Origin of the sequence: Agromyces humatus (genome assembly GCF_021228295.1) — a bacterium.
Lineage (GTDB): Bacteria > Actinomycetota > Actinomycetes > Actinomycetales > Microbacteriaceae > Agromyces > Agromyces humatus.
Genome location: NZ_JAJQPD010000006.1, coordinates 86613 through 109560, shown reverse-complemented (window position 1 = coordinate 109560; position 22948 = coordinate 86613). Strand labels below are relative to the sequence as shown.

Sequence of the window (22948 nt, the reverse complement as noted above, 5' to 3'; positions counted from 1 at the left end):
CGCGCGAAACACCGAGTCGGCGAATGCACGAGCTGACGGCCCCGGCGAATGCGACGCCACCGGCTCGAGGTCTCAGCCGGCGGGCGTGCTCGATCGAGCGGGGCTCATCGTTCTTCGGGACCGCGCTCGAACACCTCGGGGTCGAGCACGAGGTGCTCGGCCTCGTCGTGGTCGGTCACGACGTCTTGGCCGGCGGCCTCAGCCTTCTTCGCCTTGCGCCGTTCGCTGAAGTAGTGCCAGGCGGTGATGAGGGCAGTGCCGCCCACGGCGATGAGCAGGATGACGTCGATGTAGTCGCGCACGAGGTTGGCGACCGGGGGGATGAAACTGACGAGGTACCCGAACATCGTGAGTCCGAAGCCCCAGAGGACCGCGCCGATGAAGTTGTAGAGCGTGTACTTGCCGCGGGGCATGTGTCCGACGCCGGCGGCCACGGGGGCGAATGTGCGCACGATCGGCACGAAGCGGGCGAGGATGATCGTGACCCCGCCGAACCGGTCGAAGAAGGCGTTCGTGCGCTCGACGTTCTTGACGCTGAAGAGGCCGCTCTCCTTGCGTTCGAAGACCTTCGGGCCCCCTCGATGCCCGATCTCGTAGCCGACCTCGCCGCCGAGGAACGCGGCGACGGCGATGAGGACCGCCACGATCCAGACCGAGACGCCGAAGACGCCGTTCGGTGGCACGACCTCGGAATTCGACAGGAGGCCCGAGATGACGAGGAGCGTGTCCCCGGGGAGCAGGAAGCCCACGAGCAGCCCGGTCTCGGCGAACACGATGAAGCACACCACCAGCAGCGCCCACGGCCCGGCCGCGGCGATGATCGACTCGGGATCGAGGAACGGGATCAGTGCGGTGTGGATCATGCAGCAGGCTCCAGTCGTCGGACGCGGCGGAACGCCGGGTCAACAAGCGGCGTGATGTCGTTGCAGTCTACCGAGCAGATGCCCGCGCCGACCGGGATCCGCGAATGAAATCATCCGAGCGGATGACCCTCGCGAAGCCCGGGACGCGGCATCCGCTCGCTCAGGCGGCGAGCGCCTCGCAGATCCCACCGTTCACGGGGAACGAGGCGCGAACCTCCTCGATGAGCACGTCGACCTCGTCGGGCGAGAGCGCGAGCGCGTTCATGGCCTCGCGGTAGCCGCGGCTGTCGCGCACCATGCCGTCGTCGGGGCCGGCCGGAGATGGTCATGTCGGTGGCCCGCGATAGCGTCGCCCGCATGCAGCACGGCTTCATCTTCACCGGAACCGACCCCGAACTCGCCGTCGAGCTCGCACCGCTCGCCGAGGAATCCGGGTGGGACGCCTTCTTCGTCTGGGAGGGCATCTGGGCAACCGATCCATGGGCGACGCTCGCGGCCGCGGCGATGGTGACCGAGCGCATCCGCCTCGGCACGATGCTCACGCCCGTGCCGCGGCGTCGCGCATGGGAGCTCGCAGGGCAGACGATGACCGTCGATCGGCTGTCACGGGGTCGAGTCATCCTGTCGGCCGGTCTCGGCGTGCCGCAAGACGTCGAAGAACGGTTCTGGATCTTCGAGGACGACCCCGGCCGCAAGGTGCGCGCCGAACTGCTCGACGAGGGGCTCGAACTCATGCAGCACCTCTGGCAGGGTCATCCGTTCGAGTACGAAGCCGCGCACTACCGGGCGAAGCGCACCGACACGATGCTGCCGCCGGCGATCGTGCAGCAGCCGCGCATTCCCACCTGGGTGGTCGGGGTCTGGCCGCGCATGACGTCGATGCGGCGCGTGGCCCGATACGACGGATGGATTCCGAACTACGCGCCGCCGAATGCCTCCGGCATCGACCCGCTCGAGCAGCAGCGCACGTACACGCCCGACATCGCCGCCGAGGCGATCGCGTGGATCATGGCAGAGCGCGAGCGCCTCGGCCTCGCCGACCGGTCCTTCGACGTCGTGCACGAGGGCACGACGGGTGGTGTCGACCCCGTCGCCGATGCCGCGGTCGTCGGTCCCTGGGCCGCGGCCGGCGCGACGTGGTGGCTCGAGTCCGACTGGCAAGTGCCCGCCGACAGGGTCGCCGAGTACGCGCGCGACCGGCTTCGGGCAGGGCCGCCGCGCCTGGTCTGACACCCCTGGGTTGTGCGCATGCTGCACGCGCATTCCGACGGCGTCGACCGGCTGGTCGTGATGAGCGGCGTGGGTTCAGCGCCGGCGGTATTCCACCTCGGGGCGACCCGGGGCGCCGTAGCGGCTCGCGCGCTCGACCACTCCGGTGTCGGCCAGGTGCTCGAGGTAGCGGCGGGCGGTGACCCGCGAGAGGTCGAGCGCCGCGGCGAGTTCCGTCGCCGATGTCGCATCGGTCGGCGCGTCGCGCACTGCGGCGCGCACGAGGTCGAGGGTCTCGCGTGTGAGGCCCTTCGGGAGGCTGGAGGTCGAACCGGTGCGCAGTGCCGCGAACGAGGCATCCACCTCCTGCTGGTCGGTGACGACGGCGGTGCCGACGCGCGCGTGGTAGTCGCGGTAGGCCGCGAGCTTCTCGGCGAAGGCGGCGAAGCCGAACGGCTTGATCAGGTACTGCGCGATGCCGAGCGACACGGCCGACCGCACGACGGCGGCGTCGCGCACAGCCGTGACGGCGATGACGTCGATCTCGATGCCGGCCGCGCGGAGCGATCGGCACAGCTCGATGCCGGTGGTGTCGGGCAGATTGACGTCGAGCAGAATGAGGTCGAACGGCTCGGCGCGACCCTCGCGGGCGTCGCGCAGCATCCGGATCGCCTCGTGCCCGGTGCGCGCGACGCCCGCGGTGCGGAATCCGTCGACCCGTTCGACGTAGGCGGCATGGGCCTCGGCGGTGATGGGATCGTCCTCGACGACGAGCACGCGCAGCGCTGCGGCGTTCGGCTCAGCCATCGGCGGCCACCTCGGCCGGGGTGGACGTCGGCGCCGCTGCGGCGGGCAGGGTGACGTCGAACCGCGAGCCCGCGATGTGGATCCGGCCCCCGAGGCGGGTCACTGCCTGGCGCACGAGCGCCAGCCCGATGCCGTGCCCGGCCGCCTGCTTGGTGGTGACGCCGAGGTCGAATACGCGGTCGCCGTCGCGCGGGCCCGGCCCGCTGTCGCCGACCGCGATGCGCAGTTCGTCGGTCGTCGCCCGGATTGAGACGTCGACCCGCGGCGACGGGGTGGCGGATGCCGCATCGAGCGCGTTGTCGATGAGGTTGCCGACGATCGTGATGAGGTCGCGGGCCGGCACGCCAGTCGCCTCGAGGCGGTCGGGGAGGTCGATCTCGAACGCGATCCCGCGTTCGCTCGCCTGGGCGGCCTTGCCGAGGAGGAGCGCCAGCAGCACCGGCTCCTCCACCGCCGACACCAAGCGGTCGGCCAGCGCCTGACTGAGGGCGAGCTCGGAGCTCGCGAGGGCCGCGGCGTCCTCGGCCCGATCGAGCTCGATGAGCGCGATGATCGTGTGGAGTCGGTTCGCGAACTCGTGCGCCTGCGAGCGGAGCGCGTCGGAGAGCGTCGTCATGGTCGCGAGCTCGCCCGTGAGCTCCTGCAGTTGCGTGTGGTCGCGCAGGGTCGTGACCGAGCCGATGCGCCCGGCGCCGGCCGCACCACGGTCGCGGTCGCGGTCCCGAGACACGATGACGTCGCGGTCGATCACGAGCACGTGCGTCGGCGTGATGGCGATTTCGTCGACCACCGCGCCGTCGCGGCCGAGCACGTCGGCGACCGCCGGGGGCAGGGCGAGTCGGTCGAGCGGGATCGACTCGTCACGTCCGCGCTCGCGGCGGGGAAGCCCGAGCAGCTCGGCGGCCCGGTCGTTGTAGAGCACCACCGCGCCCGCGCGGTCCTGCAGTACCAGGCCCTCGCCGATGGAGTGCAGCACGCCCTCGTAGTAAGCGAACATGCGGCTCATCTCCTCGGCGCCGCGGCCCCACGTCACGCGCCGCAGGAAGCGGCTCAGCAGCCAGGCGCCGACGGCGCCGATCGCGACCATGCCGAGGGCGGCGAGGATGACCGTCGCGATGCGTCCGCCGAGCGCCACCTGCGTGTTCGACACGGTCACTCCGGCGGCGACGAGCGCGACCACCTCGCCCTCGTCGTCCTCGATCGGCACGACCGCGCGTACCGATGGGCCGAGGGTGCCCGTGTAGGTCTCGGTGAACGGCTCACCGGCCAGGGCCCGGTCGATGTTGCCGAGGAACTGCTGCCCGATCCGGGCGGGGTCGCGGTGCGTGTATCGGGTGCGGTCGGGCGCCATGATCGTCACGAAGTCGAGGCCGGCCTCGGCCATCACGTCCTCGGCGTACGGCTGCAGACGCGCCGACGGGTCGCCGGTGCCCAGTGCGGTGTGCACGAACGGGTCGGAGGCGAGGGTCTCGGCCACGGCCGTGCTCTTGGCCGCGGCATCGCGCTCCACGTCGGCGCGCGCGTCGGCCCAGATCCACGCGACGGCGGTCACCGCGAGCGCCACGATCATGGCGAGCTGCAGCGCGAACAGCTTCGCGGCGATGCTCCAGCCGCTGATCCACGCCTTCATGCCCACCTCGCAACGCTGCTCGAGTTTCAGCCTAGGCGCGTGTTCGACCACGTGCCGCGAACAGTATGAACACAACCGAATGACGCGGCAGATGTCGGCGCATCCTTGCCCGATACCGACCTCATCGTCGACCGGCGATGACCCGAAACGGAAGGCAGACGGCAATGGCGCTCCAGTCTCGAACCCCGGGCACGATGCCCCGACGCAGGATCGACTCCTCGCACTACCTCTACATCGCGGTGATCGGCGCGGTGCTCGCGGGCATCGCGGTGGGCCTTGCGGCCCCCGAGTTCGCGGTGGGGCTCAAGCCGATCGGCGACGCGTTCGTGCTGCTCATCAAGATGATGATCGCGCCGATCATCTTCTGCACGATCGTGCTGGGCGTCGGCTCGATCGCGAAGGCCGCGACGGTCGGCAAGGTCGGTGGCCTCGCGCTGCTGTACTTCATCGTCATGTCGACCTTCGCGCTCGGCATCGGGCTCGTGGTCGGCAACCTCATCCACCCGGGAGAGGGCCTCAACATCGCGAACGCGACGTACGACGCCGGCACGACCGAGGCGAAGACGACGGAGGAGTTCATCCTCGGCGTCATCCCGACCTCGCTGCTCTCGTCACTCGTCGACGGCAACATCCTGCAGGTGCTCTTCGTGGCCCTGCTCGTGGGCTTCGCACTGCAGAAGATGGGCACGAAGGGCACGCCGATCCTCGGCGCGATCCGTCAGATCCAGGCGCTCGTGTTCCGCATTCTCGCGATGATCATGTGGGTCGCGCCGATCGGCGCGTTCGGCGCCATCGCCGCGGTCGTCGGCAATACGGGCATCGGTGCGATCTTCGCGCTCGGCACGCTCATGGTCGCGTTCTACCTCACCTGCGCGCTCTTCATCGTCGTGGTGCTCGGATCACTGCTCTGGGTCGTGGCGCGCGTCAGCATCTTCCGCATGATGAAGTACCTCGGCCGGGAGTACCTGCTCATCGTCTCGACGTCGTCGAGCGAGGTCGTGCTGCCGCGCCTCATCGCCAAGATGGAGCACGCGGGCGTCTCGAAGCCGGTCGCGGGCATCACGATCCCGACCGGGTACTCGTTCAACCTCGACGGCACGGCCATCTACCTCACCATGGCCTCCCTGTTCATCGCGAGCGCGATGGGCACTCCGCTCTCACTCGGTGAGCAGGTCGGGCTGCTGCTGTTCATGATGGTCGCCTCGAAAGGCGCCGCGGGCGTCACGGGCGCCGGCCTCGCCACCCTGGCCGGAGGCCTGCAGGCGCACCGACCCGACCTCGTCGACGGCGTCGGCGTCATCGTCGGGATCGACCGGTTCATGTCCGAGGCGCGGGCGCTCACGAACTTCACCGGCAACGCGGTCGCGACGTTGCTCGTGGGCACTTGGACGAAGCAGCTCGACCGCGACCAGCTGCGTGGCGTGCTCGCCGGCGAGCAGCCGTTCGACGAGACGACCATGAGCGTCGACGATCACCTCTCGCCCGACGAGCAGGTGGAGGTCGAGCGCGAGGAGCGGCCGTCGACCGCCGCCATCGTGGCGATCGTCGGCGACCTCGACGAACGGATGACCCGGGGTGAGCGTCGCCGCTGAGCCCTCCGAGGGTCGTCGCGGTCGTGGCCGCATCCACCGCCGCTGCTCGCGCAGGGCGGCGGTGATCACATCGGTGACGGCCGCCGCGCCCAGATCTGCGACGGGTCGTTCTCGGTGCGCTGGATCTCGGTGCGGAAGGTGGGACTTGAACCCACACGCCCGAAGGCACAGGAACCTAAATCCTGCGTGTCTGCCGATTTCACCACTCCCGCGAGTGCCCGATCAGTCTAGGCGGTCAGTGTCGGCAGGCGCTCCGTGGGGCCACCCGCCCGAGAACTCCATCCTGACCAGCACTTGACCGGCGTGAGACGATGGGCGGGGGAATGGGGGCTGGCATGGCTGAGGACTTCCCGAACATCGCCGACCACGGTTTGATCGGCGACCTGCAGACCGCTGCGCTCGTGGACACGAACGGCACGATCGACTGGTTCTGCGCGCCGCGCTTCGACTCGCCGAGCATCTTCGGGTCGCTGCTCGACGCCGAGCGGGGCGGATTCTGCAGCATCCGTCCGACCGGTGCCGACTACGTGACACGTCAGCTGTACCTGCCCGATACCGCGATCCTGGTCACGCGCTTCATGACCGAGGCCGGCGTCGGAGAGGTGATCGACTTCATGCCGGTCGCCGATGGGGAGGCGACCGACCGGCACTGCCTGGTGCGGATGGTGCGCGTCGTGCGGGGAACGATGGAGTTCGAGGCCGAGATCCAGCCGCGATTCGACTACGGGCGGGTTCCGCACGAGATCGAGGCGGTGCCGGGCTCGGGCGTGAGGTTCTCGGCCGGCCAACAGTCGCTCACGGTGCACCGTGTCGGCGATCCCGTGATCCACGACTCGCGGCGGGCTGGGCATATCGAGCTCTCGGGCCAGGGCCTGAAGATCACCGGCACCCTCAATGCCGGCGAGATGACCGGGGTGATGCTCGAGTCGGGTGGAGTACCGCCGCAGAGGGTCGACGAGGACGAGCTGTTCGAGCGGTTCCAGGAGACGCGCCGCTTCTGGCGCGACTGGAACAACCGCTCGACGTACCGCGGGCGGTGGCGCGAGATGGTCGCCCGGTCGGCGATGACGCTCAAGCTCATGACCTACGCGCCCTCGGGCGCGCTCGTGGCGGCGCCGACGGCGGGGCTGCCCGAGCAGGTGGGCGGCGAGCGCAACTGGGACTACCGCTACACATGGGTCCGTGACGCGTCGTTCTCGGTCTACGCCCTGCTCGGCCTCGGCTACACCGAGGAGGCCGAGGCGTTCGTGCAGTGGCTGATGGACCGCATCCACGAGAGCGTCGGCGAGGCATCCGGACCGCTGAAGATCATGTACCGGGTCGACGGGTCATCCGACCTCGTCGAGGAGACGCTCGACCACCTCACCGGCTACCGCGGCTCATCGCCGGTGCGCATCGGCAACGGCGCCGCCGACCAGCTCCAGCTCGACATCTACGGCGAGGCGATGGATTCGATCCACCTCGCCGACACGCACGGGCTGCAGCTGCCGCACGCCGGCTGGGCCCAGATCACCGAGATGCTCGACTGGGTCTGCGACAACTGGGACACGCCCGAGGAGGGCATCTGGGAGACCCGTGGCGGCCGGCAGAACTTCACCTACGGGCGATTCATGTGCTGGGTGGCGCTCGATCGAGGCATCCGGATCGCCAGACTTCGAGGCAGGCCGGCCTCGATCGAACGCTGGACCGAGCAGCGAGACGCGATCTACGAGCAGATCATGACGAAGGACTGGCACGCCGAGCGCGGCGCCTTCGTACAGCACGACGGCACCGACGTGCTCGATGCCTCGCTGCTCGTGATGCCGCTCATGGGGTTCGTCGCCCCGCGCGATCCGATGTGGCTCTCGACGCTCGACGGCATGGACGAGGAGCTGGTCTCGGACAGCCTCGTCTACCGCTACAACCCGAGCGCCTCGCCCGACGGGTTGCGCGGCTCGGAGGGCACGTTCACGCTGTGCTCGTTCTGGTACGTCGACGCCCTCGCGCGGTCGGGACGCCTCGACGAGGCGCAGCTCGTGTTCGAGAAGATGCTGACCTACGCGAACCACCTCGGCCTCTACGCCGAGGAGATCGGGCTGACGGGGGAGCAGCTGGGCAACTTCCCGCAGGCGTTCAGCCATCTCTCGCTCATCAACGCGGCCGTGAACCTCGACTACCAGCTCGATCACGGATCGGGCTTCGTGGATCCGGTGCTGAGCAAGGGGCGCCGCATGACATGAACGCGGAATCGAGTGCAGCCGGCGCCGACGTGCTCGTGATCTTCGGGATCACGGGCGATCTGGCACGGGTGATGACCTTCCGGTCGCTCTACCGGTTGGAGGCGCGCGGCCTGCTCGAGTGCCCGATCGTCGGGGTCGCGGTCGACCACTGGACGATCGACCAGCTCGTCGATCGGGCGCGCTCGTCGATCGTCGGCGCGGGCGAGTCGCTCGACGAGGCGGTCTTCGGTCGCCTCGCGGCCCGGCTCGGGTACGTGCAGGGCGACTTCGCCGACGACACCACCTACACGCGCGTGGCGGCGGCGATCGGCGACGCGCGTTCGGCAGTGTTCTACCTGGAGATCCCCCCGAGCCTGTTCGCCACGGTCGTGAAGGGTCTCGCCGGCGCCGGCCTCACCGAGCGTGGCCACGGCCGCGTCGTCGTCGAGAAGCCGTTCGGGCACGACCTCGCGTCAGCCCGAGCGCTCGCCGCCGAGTTGCATCGGCATCTTGACGAATCGCAGCTGTTCCGCATCGACCACTACCTCGGCAAGATGGGTCTCGAGGAGATCGTCTACCTGCGCTTCGCGAACACGATGCTCGAGCCGGTGTGGAATCGCAACTTCGTCGACAGCGTGCAGATCACGATGGCGGAGGAGTTCGGAATCCCTGGCCGTGGCCACTTCTACGACCCGGTCGGTGCGCTGCGCGACGTCGTGGTCAACCACCTGATGCAGGTGGTCGCGGCCGTCGCGATGGAGGCGCCCGCCCACGGCGACGTCGGCACGATCACCGAGATGCAGACACTGCTCTTCCGTGCGATCGCCGACGCCGACCCGCGACACTATGTCCGGGGGCAGTTCGACGGGTACCGCGAGGTCGATGGCGTGGCATCCGACTCGACGACCGAGTCGTTCTGCGCGCTTCGGCTCGAGATCGAGAACTGGCGCTGGTCGGGCGTGCCGTTCTTCATCCGCACCGGCAAGTTGCTGCCGGTGACCGCCACGGAGGTGCGACTCGTGTTCAAGGGTCCGCCGAAGCTCGGATTCGGGTTGCGCGATGCGAGCAGTCGGCCCGACGAGCTCGTGATCCGGCTCGATCCGTCCACGGGCGTGCGCATCGTGCTGAACGCGCAGCGAGCGGATGCCCCGAAGCCCCGGTCGATCGAGCTCGATATGGAGTTTTCCGCCATGGGCGGCGAGGGGCCGACGCCCTACGAGGTGCTCCTCCTGGCCGCGATCCGCGGCATCCGCCCTCGGTTCACTCGGCAGGACACCGTTGAGGCCGCCTGGCGCGTGATGCAGCCGCTCATCGACACGCCGGGGCCGGTGCATCCGTACGAGCCCGGAACGTGGGGACCCACCGAGGCCGACGCGCTCGTGGCCGACCATGGCGGCTGGCGCCAGCCCTGGCTCTGATCGGATCGGTCGCCCGAACGCGGCGAACTACCGCGCCGGCGTGAGGTCGGAGCCCAGGCGCTGGAATAACCTCATCTTGCGCTCGATCACCGTGGCATCGGTCGGAAGATTCCAGAGGAACACGTGCTCAGTCGGCGCGTAGGTGAAGACGCGTGACGAGGTCACGACCTCGATCGCGTCGGCCGGCCGGCCGAAGAGGTCGGGGCCGGTGCGGGCCGACACGCGGGCGATGGCGCCGAGCGACTCACCGGCCTCGGTCGAGAGTATGCGGCCGCCATGGGAGTCGCGCAGGCCGCCCGCGCGCAGCCTTCGCAGTGGCGCCGGATCGCGCCCGTGGATGTTCGGCCAGCACACCTTGCAGCTCCGTACGACGGTGAGCTGTCGCGCGGCCTCCCGCGTGATGAGCGTGGGAAGCGCCGGCCGGTAGCGCGCGTCGGTCGACAGGCGGGAGCGACGTGCCTCCGTCCACTGCGCACTCCGGTCGAGGTACGGCTCCAGCACGGTGCACTCGAGACGGTGCAGCAACCGCTGCCGCGGCGACTGCATGTTCGTGACCGCGAACTCCGCGCCGTCGAGGAACGACGCGCGCAGGCTCGCGACCTCTTCGGCCACGACCTGGTCGATGAGCTCATCCAGCTCGAGCGGACCCATACGCGAACTCCATCCCGCCCTGAGGCGTCGGTGCAGATGAGGCGAATGTAGCTGCCGTGCGCGCTCTGTGGTCGCACGTCCACGATGACACGCGGTGCGGCCGCCTGGGCGGGTCGCCGTTGCACCCCGAACGGGTCTCAGGACGGGCACGGATGGCCCGGTCCGAGGCCGCCCCATCCCATGCTGTGGATAACTTCGGGGCGGGTCATCCGCTTCACCGCAAGATGGACGCATGTCGGATCCCGTGCGCACCATCGCCGAGCGTGTGCGCACGCGCGTGCTCCGTGAGGGAATCGATCTGGCCGGCAACGACGCGGTGACGTCGCGCTATGCCCGCGACGAAGTCCGGCGGTACAGCGAGCGTGCACTGACCGGGGCGCATGCGGGCCTCGGCGACGAGCACGGCACCGCACGCGATGTCGTGGCGTCGCTCACCGGCTACGGGCCGCTGCAACCGTTCTTCGACGACCCCGAGATCGAGGAGATCTGGATCAATGGCCCCACCCGAGTCTTCATCGCGAAGGGCGGCGTCTCAGAGCTGACGACGGTCGTGCTCTCCGATCGCGAGGTGCGCGAACTCGTCGAGCGCATGCTGCAGCACTCCGGCAGGCGCGTCGACCTCTCGTCGCCGTTCGTCGACGCCTCGCTGCCCGATGGGTCGCGGCTGCACGTCGCGATCCCCGATGTGGCACGGGCGCATTGGGCGGTCAACATTCGAAAGTTCCAGCAGCGCATCCGTACGCTCAATCGGCTCGTCGAGCTGGGTTCGCTCACCCCCACGGCGTCCGAATTCCTGCGCATGAGCGTGCTCGCCGGCGCGAACATCCTCGTCTCGGGCGCAACGCACACGGGCAAGACCACCCTGCTGAACGCCCTCATGTCGAGCGCTCGCAGCTCAGACCGCGTGGTGACGGTCGAAGAGACGTTCGAACTCGATGTCGACGTTCGCGACATCGTCGCGCTGCAGTGCCGCCAGCCCAATCTCGAGGGGTCGGGCGAGATCACGCTGCGGCGACTCATCAAAGAGGCGCTCCGCATGCGCCCCGACCGGCTGGTCGTCGGCGAGGTTCGCGAGGCGGAGAGCCTCGACCTGCTCATCGCGCTGAACTCGGGCCTTCCGGGCATGTGCACCATCCACGCGAACACCGCGCGTGATGCGCTCACCAAGCTCTGCACGCTTCCGCTGCTCGCGGGGCGCAACATCGACTCGTCGTTCGTCGTTCCGACCGTTGCGAGCTGCATCGATCTCGTCGTGCACCTCACGATCGATCGCTCCGGTGCGCGACGTATCGCCGAGATCGCCGCACCGACCGGAGCGTGCACCGGGGCGTCGGTCGAGGCCGACACGATCTTCGAGACGCTCGACGGCGTGCTCGTTCCGACCGGTACTCGCCCCGCTCGACTCGAGAAGTACCGCGCGCACGGGTTCGACCCCGATATGCTGCTCGGCGGGATCGCCCGATGAGTCTGGTGTTCGGAGCCGTGCTCGGGCTCGGCCTGCTGCTCGTCGCGGCTCCGTTCATGTGGCCGGCGCGTCGCCGGGATCGGAACGCATCGAACCTCGGCGCCGTCATTCACGGCGAGCTCGCGCTCGCCGGACTCGGCAGTGTGCCGATCGCGGTCGCACTCGCCGTCTCGCTGGCGCTCGCCGTGGTCGCCGCGGCGATCGCTCAGGCGGTGTTCGCCGTCCCGGTCCTGACGATCGTGGCCGGCGGACTCGGATTCGCGCTCATCCCCGCGCTCGTTCGTGCGCGCGCCGCCCGGCGCCGGGCCGCGAACCGCGCCGTGTGGCCAGACGTCGTCGACCACCTCGTGGCGTCCGTGCGGGCGGGCATGTCGCTCCCCGAGAGCGTCGGCGCGCTCGCCGAACTCGGGCCGACCGCGACACGAACCGCCTTCGCCTCGTTCGACCGCGAGTACCGCCGCACCGGCAACTTCTCGGCATGCCTCGACCGGCTGAAGGCCGACCTGGCCGACCCGGTCGCCGATCGAATCCTCGAGACGCTGCGAATGGCGCGCGAGGTGGGCGGCAGCGACGTCACCGCCGTGCTTCGAGGGCTCGCCGGGTACCTCCGTGAAGACGCATCGCTGCGCGCCGAGGTCGTCGCCCGGCAATCCTGGATCAGGAACGCGGCTCGACTCGGTGTCGCTGCGCCGTGGTTGCTGCTCGTCGTGCTCGCGAGCCGACGCGAAACCATCGTCGCGTACGACTCTCCCGCCGGTACCGCGCTCATCGTCGTCGGGCTCGCCGTCACCCTCGTCGCCTATCGCTCGATGCTCGCGCTGGGCCGACTCCCCGAGGAGCGCCGATGGTTCCGCTGAACGGGGTCGCTGCGCTCGGCGTGCTCTGCGGCGTGGTGCTGGGTCTGGGCCTCTGGCTCGTGCTGTCGACCCTGCCGCGCATCGGGCGGCCGCGACTCGCAGAGCGCGTCGCTCCGTTCATCACCGACATCTCGGCCGAGGCTCGCGTCATGGTCGCGCGCCGTTCGGCGGATCCGTCGCCCGTGCTCGGCCTCATCGTGGCACCGCTGACGCATTCGCTGCGCAACCTCCTGGCCGATTGGCTCGGCGGCAACGAGATCATCGCGAAGCGCCTTCGACAGGCCGGGTCGACCGCGAGCGTCGAGCGCTTCCGAGGGGAACAACTCGCGTGGGCGGCGGCGGGATTCGCGATCGCGGCGGCGCTCGCGGTGCTGGCACCATCGTTCGCGAGCATGCCGATGGTCGTGCGCGTTGCGCTGCCCTTCCTCGCGGCCGGGCTCGGTGCGGCGGCGCGCGACTGGCTGCTCGGTCGTCGCGCGAAGCGCCGGCTCGCACGAATCTCATCCGAACTGCCGACCGTGCTCGAGTTCCTGACATTGAGCCTCACCGCGGGCGAAGGAATGCTCGACGCCATCCGACGAGTCGCCGATGCCGGTGCGGGTGAACTGCCCCGTGAGTTCGCCGGAGTCGTCGCGGCCGTCGGCACCGGAGTGCCGCTCGGTCAGGCGCTCGCCGAACTCTGCGACGCGCTCGATCACGCCGCGCTCTCGCGTGCGCTCGATCAGGTGCTCGGCGCGCTCGAACGCGGCGCTCCGCTGGCCGCGGTGCTGCGATCCCAGGCGGGCGATGCGCGTGAGGCGGCGAAGCGCACGATCATCGAGCTGGCCGGTCGCAAAGAGATCGCCATGCTCGTCCCGCTCATCTTCCTGATCCTTCCCGTGACCATCGCCTTCGCACTGTTCCCGGGGTACCTGGTGCTGCAGGCGGGGTTCTGATGGCGGAGCCCACGAGGAACACCGGCCTGAAGCGATCAGGCCCCGACGAAAGGACTGCACATGCGAACGCCGATACGGGAGCGCCTGCTCGACGAACGGGGAGATGTCCCCGGCTGGGTGCTCATCACGCTCATGACCGCCGGACTCGTCATCGTGATCTGGGGGCTCGCGGGGCCGGCCCTGAGCGGCGTGTTCGATCAGGCCATCAGCCGCGTACTCGGATTCTGAGCGCTCGCGGGGACGAGGTGTCGCGCCTACGGAGGGCCCTCGACGATGAACGTGGTTCGGCCGTCGCCGAGTTCACGCTCGTCGGCGTCCTGCTCACCGTGGTCGCGCTCGCCGTCGTGCAACTCGCCCTCGCCCTGCACGTGCGCAACACGGTGCTCGATGCCGCCGCCGAAGGGGCGCGCTACGCCGCGCTGGCGGGGGCGGGGGAGCAGGCCGGAATCGTGCGCACCCGAGACCTCATCGGCACAGCGATCTCGACCGAGTTCGCCGGCGACATCACGGCGAGCCGCACGGCGATCGGGGGTGTTCCGGTCGTGGCGATCACGGTGCGGACAACGATGCCGGTCATCGGACTGCTGGGCTTCGCGCGCGGGCTGGAGGTGACCGGGCATGCGGCAGTCGAGACGCTCGATTGAGCGCGACACTTCGCCCGAGCGCGACGCTTCGATTGAGCACGGCGAGCGGGGGTCTGCATCCCTCGAGTTCCTCACCGTCGGCATGCTCCTGCTCGTGCCCATCGTGTACCTCGTGCTCGCACTGGCCTCCGTCCAGGGCGGTGCACTCGCGGTCGAGGGCGCAGCCCGACAGGCGGCGCGCATCGCGGTGCAGACGGGTGATCGCTCGAGCGCCGAAGCCGCCGTCGACCGGGCGGTGCGAGTGACGCTCGCGGACTACGGGGTCGACGCCGAAGCGGCATCCGTCGTCATCGATTGCCTGAGCGCGCGATGCGACGCGCCGGGGACGAGCGTTCGAGTCACGGTCGAGGCTCAGGTGCGCCTGCCGCTGGTGCCCGACGTGCTCGAACTCGGCCTGGTGGGCAGCGTGCCGGTCGAGGCGAGTGCGACGCAGACCATCTCCCGGTTCGCACGAGGCGGGTCGTGATGTCGCAGATGCGCGACCGGATGGGCGGTGGAGAGCAGGGATCGACCCTGCTCCTGACGATCTTCTTCTCGTTCCTCGGGCTCTCGCTCGTACTCGTCGTCGCCGCGGCGACGTCGCTCTACCTCGACCGCAAGCGGCTCTTCACCGTTGCCGATGGCGCCGCGCTTGCCGCAGCCGAGTCGTGGAGCCTCGATTCCATACGGGTCGACGGCGACGACCTCGCCTTCGACCTCGACGATGCCGACGTGCAGCGTGTCGCAGCCGACTACCTGAGCATGGCGGCGCACGAACTCGCGCACGTCGAACTCGTCGAGGCGTCATCCGCCGACGGCCGCAGCGCCACGATCACCCTGCGCGCCGTGTGGCACGCGCCGATCCACACCGAGCTGCTGCCGATCGCGGTGCCGATCGAGGTGACCGCGACCGCGCGGTCGGTGTTCCACTGATGCGCTCAGTGCTCCGGTCGCGGCACCACCGTCAGCACCCGCTCGATGAACATGTAGAACTCGTCCATGAAATTGCGCAGGAACGCGGCGGTGCCGTCGTTCGTCACCTCTCCGTCGTCGGTGATCAGCCCGGGTGTCATGTGGATGTACGCCTCAGGCGCGTTCATCTGCGGTGAGTCGCAGAACGACAAGACGCTCTTCAGGTTCTGCTGGGCCACCGCGGTGCCGAGGTGACCGGGCGACGCGCCGATCACCGCAGAGGGCTTGCGGCTGAGCGAGTTCTGCCCCCACGGACGGCTCGCCCAGTCGATGGCGTTCTTCAGGCCCCCCGGGATCGAGCGGTTGTACTCGGGGGTCACGAACAGGATGGCGTCGGACGACTTCACGGCCTGCTTGAACTCGCGAGCGACCGGCGGGTAGTCACCGTCGTAGTCGTAGCTGTAGAGCGGCAGGTCGCGGATCGCGATCTCGGTGAACTCGAGTCCGTCCGGCGCCAGGCGGATCAGCGCTTTCGAGAGGGTTCGATTGATCGATGCCGTGGCGAGACTGCCGACGAAGTAGCCGACGTTGTAGGGAGGCTCGTGTTCGATGATCTGGGCCATGTCACTGCCTTTCGCGGTTCCGGCGCGACGCTCGTCGTCGAGCGACGCGACGCGCGAACTCGTTGGACGGCGCGCGCAGTTCCAGTGTTCTCTCACGGAGCGCCGAAGTCACCCCCACCCGCGTCGCCGCCGAGGTACGTAGCGGGGCACGTAGCGCGCGAGCAGGCCGGCCCCGACGAGCCCGAGCACGCCCATGGTCGCGCTCGCCGCCGCGATCGACACGACGCTCGTGACCGCCGCGACGATGAGGGGTGCCGCCGCGGCGCCCGTGTCGGCGATGGTGCGATATGCGCCGAGGAACGGCGCCGGGTTCGCCTTCGGGGCGAGGTCGGCGCCGAGCGTGAGGATGACCCCGCTCGTGATGCCGTTGGCCACGCCGAAGAGCACCGCGACCACCGTGAACCACAGGTCGGCGGCCGGCACGTCGTGGGTGAGCGCGAGCACGAGATGCCCGGTCGCGAGCCCGATGAGACCCGGGATGGCGCCCCACAGCCGGCCGAACCGGTCCATGATCCAGCCGCTCACGTAGAACAGGGCGAAGTCGATCGTCGCCGACACGCCGATCACGATCGCCGCGATGTCGGCGGGCATGCCGATCGAGACGGCCCACAGCGGCAGGATGACGGTGCGACTCGCCCGGATCGCCGACAGCACGCCCACGCCCGAGCCGACGCGGGCCAGCACCCCGCGATGGGTCACGATCGCACGGAACACGCCGTGCGACGAGGCATCCGCTTCGGCCTCGCCGGCTGTCAGCCCGCGCTCGATGGTCTCACTGCCGTGAGCGGATGTCTCGCGCGCGAGCCGCGCAGCACCGAAGACGCGCTCGGGGTCGGGCAGCAGCAGGAGCACGACGACCACCGCGAAACAGCTGGCGACGAGCACCCAGAACACGGGCTCGGACGATCCGGTCGACGCGATGATCGCCGCGGCGACGAATGGGCCGATCGCCCACCCCGCCCGGAACACGCCCGCGAGCGTCGAGAGTGCGCGGGCACGGATTCGCGCCGGCACGTAACTCGTGAGGAACGCGTGGCGTGCGAGGCCGAACACGGCGGTGGCGAGCCCGAGCAGGAAGACACCGATGCCGAGCGCGGCAGGCGTGGGCGAGACCAGCGCGATGAGCACGCCGATGACGGCGAGCATCGCCGCCCCGATCATGGCGTTGCGTTCCCCGATGCGGGCGACGAGCCATCCGGCCGGAAGATCGCCGGCCAACTGGCCGACCATGAGCATCGCGGTGATGAGTCCCGCAAGCGCGAGTGAGGCGCCGCGGTCGGTCGCGACGACGGGGATGACGGGGATGAGCGCGCCCTCGCCGAGCGCGAACAGCAGGGTCGGCAGGAACGCGGGAAGGATGATCGAGCGCCACGAGAACGGGGGCGTCGCATCGGTCATCGGTTCGACGCTACACCCGCGGCGGCGGGAATCCTCAGCCGACGGTCCCGTGCTCGTACCAGCGCAGCACGCGCAGGGCGCGCAGGGTGTTCCAACGGCTCGGCTTGCCGTCGCCGTCCTCCATCGGGAAGTGAGTCCGCGCACGGTGGGTGTGCTGCAACGGCCACCGTCCGTCGGTGCGCCGTCGTTCTCGCACGAGGTCGATGGCCTCGCCGCACCGCGGGTCGGGTGGTGCTCCCGCGGCACGGAAGTACTCGAGCCCGCGGAGTACGTCGTAGTGCCACTGCGGTGGGAACGAGAACAGCCGCCAGGTCGGACTGACCACCGCGCCGGTGGTCAGCGAGCGGAACAGCCGTCGCTCGAGGAGGTACTCCTCGCCGCGAGTGCGTGCGGCGGCGATCACGGGATCGACGCCTGCCGACTGCTCGACCTGGAGCAGGCCCTCGAGCGCGAGGATCGTCGTGTTGAACGACGACCTCGTCGAACGCGCGGGCGACTCGCAGTTCCATCCGCCGTCGTCGAGCTGTTCGCCGAGCAGCCATTCCCGTAGGCGTTGCTGCTCGGGGCCGTGCTCACCGAAGTACGCGCCCAGCGCCACGACCATGCTGTTCACGCAGGTCTCGGTCTCGCCGGCGAAGTACGGACCGCTGCTCCTGCGCTGCCACCTCACGCCCTCGCGAACGCGCTCGACGGCGGCACGCGCCTGTGTCGAGGCGGGGTCGAGTCCGAGGAGTCGCAGCAGCAGCAGCGTGTACGTGGTCGAGATCCACTTCGGGGAGTAGGTGCCGCCGCCCCACTGCCCGTCGGCGCCCTGCAGTGCGAGCAGCCGCGCACCCCAGCCCTCGGTGGCGACGCGGGCGCGTTCGGCCGCGACCACATCGGCCGGCTCATCGGTGAGGTCGCGCATCACCTGCCAACGGATCGCCGGATCCGAGTCGAGCAACCACTCCGTGACGTCCACGACCACCTGCCTTCGGATGGTTCGATTCTGCCGTACAGCAAGCGCGACTAGGCTGGGAAGGCCATGTTGGAACTTGACCTTTCGCCCGAGATCGCCGCGCTGCGCTCCACCTTCCGCGACATCCGTGCCGTCGTCGACGTCGACGCCCTCGAAGCCGAGATCGCTCGCCTCTCAGAGCAGGCCGGCGCGCCCGACCTGTGGGACGACACCGAGCGTGCCCAGAAGGTGACGAGCGCGCTCAGCCACCGCCAGTCCGAGCTCGCACGCGTGAAGAGCATCGACTCGCGACTCGACGACCTCGAGGTGCTCATCGAACTCGCCAACGAGATGGGCGACGAAGACAGCGCCGCTGAGGCGCGCGTCGAGCTCGAGTCCCTGCAGAAGGCGATCGGCGACCTCGAGGTGCAGACCCTCCTCGACGGCGAGTGGGACGACCGCCCGGCCGTCATCACGATCCGCGCCGGCGCCGGCGGCGTGGATGCCGCCGACTTCGCCGAGATGCTCATGCGCATGTACCTGCGCTGGGCTGAGAAGCACAACTACTCGGCCACCGTCATGGACACGAGCTACGCCGAAGAGGCGGGCATCAAGTCGGCGACGTTCGAGATCGACGCCCCTTATGCCTTCGGCACCCTGAGCGTCGAGGCCGGCACGCACCGCCTCGTGCGCATGAGCCCCTTCGGCGCGGCCGGCAAGCGGCAGACGAGCTTCGCCGCCGTCGAGGTCATCCCGCTCATGGAAGAAGCGGGGGAGATCGAGATCCCCGAGAACGACATCCGCGTCGACGTCTTTCGCTCGAGCGGCCCCGGCGGCCAGTCGGTCAACACCACCGACTCCGCCGTGCGCCTCACCCACATCCCGACCGGCACCGTGGTCTCGATGCAGAACGAGAAGTCGCAGATCCAGAACCGCGCCGCCGCGATGCGCGTGCTGCAGTCGCGACTGCTCCTGATCCAGAAGGAGCAGGAGGCTGCACAGAAGAAAGAGCTGGCCGGCAACATCACGGCGAGCTGGGGCGACCAGATGCGCTCGTACGTGCTCGCCCCGTACCAGATGGTCAAAGACCTGCGCACCGACTACGAGGTCGGCAACCCGAGCCACGTCTTCGACGGCGATCTCGACGGCTTCATCGCCGCCGGCATCAAGTGGCGCAAGCAGAAGGCCGACGACTGAGCCCTGGTCGACGACACCGCGACCATCGCGTAGTCGGTCACCTCGTCACTGGAGATCGTCGGCGACGTGCAACGGATGACCCGGATCAAGCAGGATCGAAGAAGCACGCGGTGAAGGCCCCCCATAGTCTGAGATCGAAGCGCCGTGCAGCGCGGCGCCGCCGATGAGATCCAGCAGGGAGAAACCATGGCCGAGACGGACACCTCCGGTGGACTGAGCAAAGACGAGCGCGATGCGGTCAAGCAGCGCGCCAAGGAGCTCCGCGAGCAGGAGAAGGCCGGCAAGAGCCGCGCCGCCGGCGAGAAGGCGGTCTTGGACGCCATCGCCGCGCTGGAGCCCGAGGACAAGGTGCTCGCCGAGGGGCTCCACAAGGTCGTCGCCGAAGTTGCGCCCGACCTCGTTCCCAAGACCTACTACGGCATGCCCGGCTACGCGAACGGCGAGGGAAAGATCCTCGTGTTCATCCAGCCGGCCAAGAAGTTCAAGACGCGCTATGCGACCATCGGGTTCGAAGACCGGGCGAGCCTCGACGACGGCGACCTGTGGGCCGTGGGCTTCGCGATCCGCAACTGGACGCCGGCGGTCGAGCAGAAGGTCACCGAGCTCGTCCGCAGCGCGGTCAGCTGACGCCTCGGATTCCGGGGCCGCAGGCGCTGACCCGACGTGGGGGGGCGCCGCGAGCGTCCCCACCCTCGCGCGGTCGCGCGCTCGCGCTACGACGCCACCGCGAGCTTCGCCTCCGATCGCGCGCCCGCCGCCGCCACGAACGCCCGGATGAGCGCGATGCCCTCGGGATCGAGCCGTTCCTCGGGATGCCACTGCACCCCGAGGCAGAACGCGCCGTCGGCGGCCTCGATCGCCTCGATCACGCCGTCGGGCGCGCTCGCCGACGCCGTGAGTCCGTCGCCGAGCCGGTCGACGCCCTGGTGGTGGTGCGACGAGATCTCGAACTCGGCCTCGTGCGTGATGCTGCGCAACAGGGTGTCGGGGTGGATCGACACCGGGTGGGACGTGTGCTCGCCGTAGATGTCGCGGTGCGGGGTGAGATCGACGCGGTCGCCGAGGTGCTGCTCGAGTGTGCCGCCCAGCGCGACGTTCAGCACCTGCATCCCTCGGCAGGCACCGAGCACCGGCACATCCCGCTCGCGGGCGAGCCGCGTCAGGGCGATCTCGAGCTCGTCGCGTACGCGCAGCGGCGGGTCGTTCGACGGATGCGCGACGCTGCCGTAGAGCTCGGCGTCGAGGTCGCGCCCGCCGGGAAGGAACAGGCCGTCGATGAGGTCGATCAGGCGCTCGGGATCGTCGACGTGCACATCGACGCTCGGGAACAGGATGGGCGCCCCGCCTGCCTCCTGAACGGCGGAGACATACGTGTGCGAGATCGCGTCCGTGGGGATGTCGACCCACGCTCCGTAACTCGCGGACTTGCGATCGGCGACGATGCCGATGAACGGGACGCTCATCATTCCTCCCATGGTGCGCTCGGGCACCACCTTCAACCTACCGCCGCCGCAACCTGAGAATCGGGCGAGTCGCGGGCGCGAACAGCGCCGTGTTGCTTAGGCTCGATCCGAAATGATCCGATTCGACTCCGTCACCAAGGCCTATCCCGGTCAGTCCCGTCCCGCACTCAGCGACATCGGCGTGGAGATCCTCCGTGGCGAGTTCGTGTTCCTGGTCGGCGCATCCGGCTCGGGCAAGTCGAGCTTCCTCCGGCTCATCCTCAAAGAAGAGAAGCCCACGAGGGGCAAGATCCACGTGCTCGGCAAAGACCTGGGGTCGATCTCGAGTCGCAAGGTGCCCTACTTCCGTCGCGACCTCGGCGTCGTCTTCCAGGACTTCCGCCTGCTGCCGAACAAGTCGGTCTTCGAGAACGTCGCGTTCACCCTGCGGGTCATCGGCAAGTCGCGCGGCTACATCCAGTCGGCGGTGCCCGAGACGTTGAAGCTCGTCGGGCTCGACGGCAAGGGCAAGCGGATGCCCCATGAGCTGTCTGGTGGCGAACAGCAGCGTGTGGCCATCGCCCGGGCGATCGTGAACAAGCCGCAGATCCTGCTGGCCGACGAGCCCACCGGCAACCTCGACCCCGTCACGAGTGCCGGCATCATGACGCTACTCGAACGCATCAACGCGGGTGGCACCACGGTCGTGATGGCCACCCACGAGGCCGGCATCGTCGACCAGATGCAGCGACGCGTGATCGAGCTGTCCGCGGGCGACATCGTTCGCGACGAGCGCAGCGCCGGCTACGGCGCCTCCTTCGCCGAGACCGACGCTGAGCCGGCCCCGCCCGCCGAACGCCAGGTCGAATCCGAGTCCGACGCCGAAACCGAGACCCCATCCGCCCCAGAGCACGCGGGCGCCGCGGCGGCAGCTTCGACTGCGGTCGTGAAGAAGAAGCGCATGAAGGCGGCAGCTCCCAAGGTGACGACCGACGACATGCGCGAGGCGCAACCGCTCTACGTCGAACCCGAGGAGCGCGACGAGGTCACCGACGAGGCTGCCCGCATCACTGCGGCGGCCACCGCTGCGGTACCCGTCACGGCCGGGGGCGCCCTGGCCGACGATGCGGTGGCGGCGGATGCGAACCCGAATGGGGCGAAGACCGGGCCCGCGGCGTCAGCGCGCCTGACCCTCGCCGAGCGGCTGGGACTCCGGGCGCCCGGCGGGCCCCGCGAGGGCGACGACGACCAAGAAGTGGGGCCGACGAAATGAGGATCGGGCTCGTGCTCGGCGAGGCTGCGAACGGCCTGCGGCGCAACGCGTCGATGGTGGTCTCGGTCGTGCTCGTCACGTTCATCTCGCTCACGTTCGTGGGCACGGCCGCGCTGCTGCAGCTGCAGATCGCTCAGATGAAGAACTTCTGGTACGACCGCGCGCAGGTGGCGGTCTACCTCTGCACGACGGTCTCGACGGCCGCCGGGTGCACCGACGGCGAGGCGACCGAAGAGCAGAAGGCCGCCATCGAGGAGCAGTTGGGCTCCCCGATCCTGCAGCCATTGATCGACGAGTTCTACTTCGAGGATCACGAGCAGGCGTTCGCGAACTTCCAGGAGCAGTTCGAGGGCACACCCGCGGCCGATTACGTGACGCCCGAGGTGCTCAACGAGACGTTCTGGGTCAACCTGGTCGACCCGTCGGAGTCGGCGGTGCTCGTCGAGAGTCTCGCCGGGTTCGCCGGCGTCGAGCAGGTGTTCGACCAGCGCAACTACCTCGACCAGATCTTCGACGTGCTCAACGCCGCGAGTTACACGGCCATCGCCATCGCGGCGATCATGCTCGTCGCCGCGGCCCTGCTCATCGCCACGACCATCCGTCTCTCGGCGTTCTCGCGACGGCGCGAGCTCGGCATCATGCGCCTCGTCGGGGCATCCAATCGCTTCATCCAGACGCCGTTCGTGCTCGAGGGCATCTTCGCCGGGCTCATCGGGTCGCTGCTCGCGGGTGGCGCGGTCGTGGCGATCGTCTACTTCTTCGTGCAGGGCTACCTCGCCGACAACCTCTCGTTCACCTTCGTCGGGGTCAACGACGCGCTGCTCGTGGTGCCGTTGCTCGTCGTCGTCGGCGTGCTGCTCGCAGCCGTTTCTGCGGGCATCGCGATCACGAGGTACCTGCGGGTCTGAGCGGGCGAGA

At 69.3% G+C, this 22948-nt stretch carries 24 protein-coding genes and 1 tRNA gene; 15 read left to right on the top strand and 10 right to left on the bottom strand.

Going from position 1 to position 22948, the window contains the following annotated elements; genetic code table 11:
* Positions 1 to 104: 104 nt before the first annotated feature.
* Together LSF15_RS11590 and LSF15_RS11585 are read right to left on the bottom strand one after the other, a co-directional pair.
* Positions 105 to 863 carry a DedA family protein gene (locus tag LSF15_RS11590; RefSeq protein ID WP_232498696.1) on the bottom strand — a complete coding sequence of 253 codons (759 nt, stop codon included), beginning with the start codon at positions 861 to 863 and terminating at the stop codon, positions 105 to 107.
* Positions 864 to 1023: 160 nt separating this feature from the next.
* Positions 1024 to 1161, bottom strand: coding sequence for a hypothetical protein (locus tag LSF15_RS11585; RefSeq protein WP_232498695.1), 138 nt, complete (start codon positions 1159 to 1161; stop codon positions 1024 to 1026).
* 59 nt (positions 1162 to 1220) lie between these two features.
* On the opposite strand from LSF15_RS11585, the gene LSF15_RS11580 reads away from it, so the two are divergent.
* Positions 1221 to 2093: an LLM class flavin-dependent oxidoreductase gene (locus LSF15_RS11580; protein ID WP_232498694.1), complete on the top strand. Its 873-nt coding sequence runs from the start codon at positions 1221 to 1223 to the stop codon at positions 2091 to 2093.
* A 75-nt stretch (positions 2094 to 2168) separates the two neighbouring features.
* Here the strand turns inward: LSF15_RS11580 and LSF15_RS11575 are convergent, their stop codons facing one another.
* Both LSF15_RS11575 and LSF15_RS11570 read right to left on the bottom strand, forming a co-directional pair.
* Positions 2169 to 2879, bottom strand: coding sequence for a response regulator (locus tag LSF15_RS11575; protein ID WP_232498693.1), 711 nt, complete (start codon positions 2877 to 2879; stop codon positions 2169 to 2171).
* Complete coding sequence (locus tag LSF15_RS11570) at positions 2872 to 4509, bottom strand: ATP-binding protein (protein WP_232498692.1); 1638 nt, start codon at positions 4507 to 4509, stop codon at positions 2872 to 2874. Before LSF15_RS11570 ends, LSF15_RS11575 begins: the two co-directional genes overlap by 8 nt.
* A gap of 164 nt (positions 4510 to 4673) precedes the next feature.
* On the opposite strand from LSF15_RS11570, the gene LSF15_RS11565 reads away from it, so the two are divergent.
* The gene (locus LSF15_RS11565) at positions 4674 to 6101 is read left to right on the top strand and encodes a cation:dicarboxylate symporter family transporter (RefSeq protein WP_269756396.1); all 1428 of its coding nucleotides are present in this window, start codon (positions 4674 to 4676) and stop codon (positions 6099 to 6101) included.
* A gap of 130 nt (positions 6102 to 6231) precedes the next feature.
* Here LSF15_RS11565 and LSF15_RS11560 read toward each other — a convergent pair.
* A tRNA-Leu gene (locus tag LSF15_RS11560) sits at positions 6232 to 6313 on the bottom strand.
* Between the two features lie 123 nt (positions 6314 to 6436).
* Between LSF15_RS11560 and LSF15_RS11555 the strand changes: the two genes are divergently transcribed.
* Both LSF15_RS11555 and zwf read left to right on the top strand, forming a co-directional pair.
* Positions 6437 to 8320, top strand: coding sequence for a glycoside hydrolase family 15 protein (locus LSF15_RS11555; RefSeq protein ID WP_232498690.1), 1884 nt, complete (start codon positions 6437 to 6439; stop codon positions 8318 to 8320).
* Entirely contained in the window at positions 8317 to 9717 is a 1401-nt protein-coding gene (zwf, locus tag LSF15_RS11550; protein WP_232498689.1) for a glucose-6-phosphate dehydrogenase, read from the top strand. The genes LSF15_RS11555 and zwf overlap by 4 nt, the downstream gene beginning before the upstream one ends.
* A gap of 27 nt (positions 9718 to 9744) precedes the next feature.
* Here zwf and LSF15_RS11545 read toward each other — a convergent pair whose 3' ends face one another.
* Positions 9745 to 10368, bottom strand: a complete 624-nt coding sequence (locus LSF15_RS11545; protein WP_232498688.1) for a hypothetical protein — start codon at positions 10366 to 10368, stop codon at positions 9745 to 9747.
* A gap of 232 nt (positions 10369 to 10600) precedes the next feature.
* Between LSF15_RS11545 and LSF15_RS11540 the strand changes: the two genes are divergently transcribed.
* The 7 genes from LSF15_RS11540 to LSF15_RS11510 are packed head-to-tail and all read left to right on the top strand — an operon-like array spanning position 10601 to position 15181.
* Positions 10601 to 11833 carry a TadA family conjugal transfer-associated ATPase gene (locus tag LSF15_RS11540; protein ID WP_232498687.1) on the top strand — a complete coding sequence of 411 codons (1233 nt, stop codon included), beginning with the start codon at positions 10601 to 10603 and terminating at the stop codon, positions 11831 to 11833.
* Complete coding sequence (locus LSF15_RS11535; RefSeq protein WP_232498686.1) at positions 11830 to 12690, top strand: type II secretion system F family protein; 861 nt, start codon at positions 11830 to 11832, stop codon at positions 12688 to 12690. Before LSF15_RS11540 ends, LSF15_RS11535 begins: the two co-directional genes overlap by 4 nt.
* Positions 12678 to 13625 carry a type II secretion system F family protein gene (locus tag LSF15_RS11530; protein ID WP_232498685.1) on the top strand — a complete coding sequence of 316 codons (948 nt, stop codon included), beginning with the start codon at positions 12678 to 12680 and terminating at the stop codon, positions 13623 to 13625. The genes LSF15_RS11535 and LSF15_RS11530 overlap by 13 nt, the downstream gene beginning before the upstream one ends.
* 60 nt (positions 13626 to 13685) lie before the next feature.
* Positions 13686 to 13853 (top strand): hypothetical protein, encoded by a 168-nt coding sequence (locus LSF15_RS11525; RefSeq protein ID WP_232498684.1) that lies wholly within the window; start codon positions 13686 to 13688, stop codon positions 13851 to 13853.
* A 17-nt stretch (positions 13854 to 13870) separates the two neighbouring features.
* Positions 13871 to 14269 carry a TadE/TadG family type IV pilus assembly protein gene (locus LSF15_RS11520; protein WP_232498683.1) on the top strand — a complete coding sequence of 133 codons (399 nt, stop codon included), beginning with the start codon at positions 13871 to 13873 and terminating at the stop codon, positions 14267 to 14269.
* Entirely contained in the window at positions 14244 to 14735 is a 492-nt protein-coding gene (locus LSF15_RS11515; protein ID WP_232498682.1) for a TadE family protein, read from the top strand. The genes LSF15_RS11520 and LSF15_RS11515 overlap by 26 nt, the downstream gene beginning before the upstream one ends.
* On the top strand, positions 14735 to 15181 hold the full coding sequence (locus LSF15_RS11510; RefSeq protein WP_232498681.1) for a pilus assembly protein TadG-related protein: 447 nt from the start codon (positions 14735 to 14737) through the stop codon (positions 15179 to 15181). The genes LSF15_RS11515 and LSF15_RS11510 overlap by 1 nt, the downstream gene beginning before the upstream one ends.
* A 5-nt stretch (positions 15182 to 15186) precedes the next feature.
* Here the strand turns inward: LSF15_RS11510 and LSF15_RS11505 are convergent, their stop codons facing one another.
* The 3 genes from LSF15_RS11505 to LSF15_RS11495 all read right to left on the bottom strand — a co-directional run bounded on the left by LSF15_RS11505 (position 15187) and on the right by LSF15_RS11495 (position 18142).
* Positions 15187 to 15783, bottom strand: coding sequence for an NADPH-dependent FMN reductase (locus LSF15_RS11505; RefSeq protein WP_232498680.1), 597 nt, complete (start codon positions 15781 to 15783; stop codon positions 15187 to 15189).
* A gap of 108 nt (positions 15784 to 15891) precedes the next feature.
* Positions 15892 to 17181 (bottom strand): MFS transporter, encoded by a 1290-nt coding sequence (locus tag LSF15_RS11500; RefSeq protein WP_232498679.1) that lies wholly within the window; start codon positions 17179 to 17181, stop codon positions 15892 to 15894.
* Positions 17182 to 17215: 34 nt separating this feature from the next.
* Positions 17216 to 18142 carry a hypothetical protein gene (locus tag LSF15_RS11495; RefSeq protein WP_232498678.1) on the bottom strand — a complete coding sequence of 309 codons (927 nt, stop codon included), beginning with the start codon at positions 18140 to 18142 and terminating at the stop codon, positions 17216 to 17218.
* A gap of 63 nt (positions 18143 to 18205) precedes the next feature.
* On the opposite strand from LSF15_RS11495, the gene prfB reads away from it, so the two are divergent.
* Together prfB and LSF15_RS11485 are read left to right on the top strand one after the other, a co-directional pair.
* On the top strand, positions 18206 to 19315 hold the full coding sequence (gene prfB / locus LSF15_RS11490) for a peptide chain release factor 2 (RefSeq protein WP_232498677.1): 1110 nt from the start codon (positions 18206 to 18208) through the stop codon (positions 19313 to 19315).
* Positions 19316 to 19501: 186 nt separating this feature from the next.
* A complete protein-coding gene (locus tag LSF15_RS11485) occupies positions 19502 to 19942 on the top strand; it encodes an iron chaperone (protein ID WP_232498676.1) in 441 nt (146 codons plus the stop codon).
* A gap of 86 nt (positions 19943 to 20028) precedes the next feature.
* Here the strand turns inward: LSF15_RS11485 and LSF15_RS11480 are convergent, their stop codons facing one another.
* Entirely contained in the window at positions 20029 to 20781 is a 753-nt protein-coding gene (locus LSF15_RS11480) for a gamma-glutamyl-gamma-aminobutyrate hydrolase family protein (protein ID WP_232498675.1), read from the bottom strand.
* A gap of 109 nt (positions 20782 to 20890) precedes the next feature.
* Here LSF15_RS11480 and ftsE point away from each other — a divergent pair, with 109 nt between their 5' ends.
* Positions 20891 to 22030: a cell division ATP-binding protein FtsE gene (gene ftsE / locus LSF15_RS11475; protein WP_232498674.1), complete on the top strand. Its 1140-nt coding sequence runs from the start codon at positions 20891 to 20893 to the stop codon at positions 22028 to 22030.
* On the top strand, positions 22027 to 22938 hold the full coding sequence (ftsX, locus tag LSF15_RS11470; RefSeq protein ID WP_232498673.1) for a permease-like cell division protein FtsX: 912 nt from the start codon (positions 22027 to 22029) through the stop codon (positions 22936 to 22938). The genes ftsE and ftsX overlap by 4 nt, the downstream gene beginning before the upstream one ends.
* The last annotated feature ends 10 nt before the right edge of the window (positions 22939 to 22948 follow it).

Excerpts from the sequence above, each read along its gene's own strand:
- LSF15_RS11590 (WP_232498696.1), bottom strand. The coding sequence starts at position 863 with ATGATCCACACCGCACTGATCCCGTTCCTCGATCCCGAGTCGATCATC.
- LSF15_RS11585 (WP_232498695.1), bottom strand. The coding sequence starts at position 1,161 with ATGGTGCGCGACAGCCGCGGCTACCGCGAGGCCATGAACGCGCTCGCG.
- LSF15_RS11580 (WP_232498694.1), top strand. The coding sequence starts at position 1,221 with ATGCAGCACGGCTTCATCTTCACCGGAACCGACCCCGAACTCGCCGTC.
- LSF15_RS11575 (WP_232498693.1), bottom strand. The coding sequence starts at position 2,879 with ATGGCTGAGCCGAACGCCGCAGCGCTGCGCGTGCTCGTCGTCGAGGAC.
- LSF15_RS11570 (WP_232498692.1), bottom strand. The coding sequence starts at position 4,509 with ATGAAGGCGTGGATCAGCGGCTGGAGCATCGCCGCGAAGCTGTTCGCG.
- LSF15_RS11565 (WP_269756396.1), top strand. The coding sequence starts at position 4,674 with ATGGCGCTCCAGTCTCGAACCCCGGGCACGATGCCCCGACGCAGGATC.
- LSF15_RS11555 (WP_232498690.1), top strand. The coding sequence starts at position 6,437 with ATGGCTGAGGACTTCCCGAACATCGCCGACCACGGTTTGATCGGCGAC.
- zwf (WP_232498689.1), top strand. The coding sequence starts at position 8,317 with ATGAACGCGGAATCGAGTGCAGCCGGCGCCGACGTGCTCGTGATCTTC.
- LSF15_RS11545 (WP_232498688.1), bottom strand. The coding sequence starts at position 10,368 with ATGGGTCCGCTCGAGCTGGATGAGCTCATCGACCAGGTCGTGGCCGAA.
- LSF15_RS11540 (WP_232498687.1), top strand. The coding sequence starts at position 10,601 with ATGTCGGATCCCGTGCGCACCATCGCCGAGCGTGTGCGCACGCGCGTG.
- LSF15_RS11535 (WP_232498686.1), top strand. The coding sequence starts at position 11,830 with ATGAGTCTGGTGTTCGGAGCCGTGCTCGGGCTCGGCCTGCTGCTCGTC.
- LSF15_RS11530 (WP_232498685.1), top strand. The coding sequence starts at position 12,678 with ATGGTTCCGCTGAACGGGGTCGCTGCGCTCGGCGTGCTCTGCGGCGTG.
- LSF15_RS11525 (WP_232498684.1), top strand. The coding sequence starts at position 13,686 with ATGCGAACGCCGATACGGGAGCGCCTGCTCGACGAACGGGGAGATGTC.
- LSF15_RS11515 (WP_232498682.1), top strand. The coding sequence starts at position 14,244 with ATGCGGCAGTCGAGACGCTCGATTGAGCGCGACACTTCGCCCGAGCGC.
- LSF15_RS11510 (WP_232498681.1), top strand. The coding sequence starts at position 14,735 with ATGTCGCAGATGCGCGACCGGATGGGCGGTGGAGAGCAGGGATCGACC.
- LSF15_RS11505 (WP_232498680.1), bottom strand. The coding sequence starts at position 15,783 with ATGGCCCAGATCATCGAACACGAGCCTCCCTACAACGTCGGCTACTTC.
- LSF15_RS11500 (WP_232498679.1), bottom strand. The coding sequence starts at position 17,181 with ATGACCGATGCGACGCCCCCGTTCTCGTGGCGCTCGATCATCCTTCCC.
- prfB (WP_232498677.1), top strand. The coding sequence starts at position 18,206 with ATGTTGGAACTTGACCTTTCGCCCGAGATCGCCGCGCTGCGCTCCACC.
- LSF15_RS11485 (WP_232498676.1), top strand. The coding sequence starts at position 19,502 with ATGGCCGAGACGGACACCTCCGGTGGACTGAGCAAAGACGAGCGCGAT.
- LSF15_RS11480 (WP_232498675.1), bottom strand. The coding sequence starts at position 20,781 with ATGATGAGCGTCCCGTTCATCGGCATCGTCGCCGATCGCAAGTCCGCG.
- ftsE (WP_232498674.1), top strand. The coding sequence starts at position 20,891 with ATGATCCGATTCGACTCCGTCACCAAGGCCTATCCCGGTCAGTCCCGT.
- ftsX (WP_232498673.1), top strand. The coding sequence starts at position 22,027 with ATGAGGATCGGGCTCGTGCTCGGCGAGGCTGCGAACGGCCTGCGGCGC.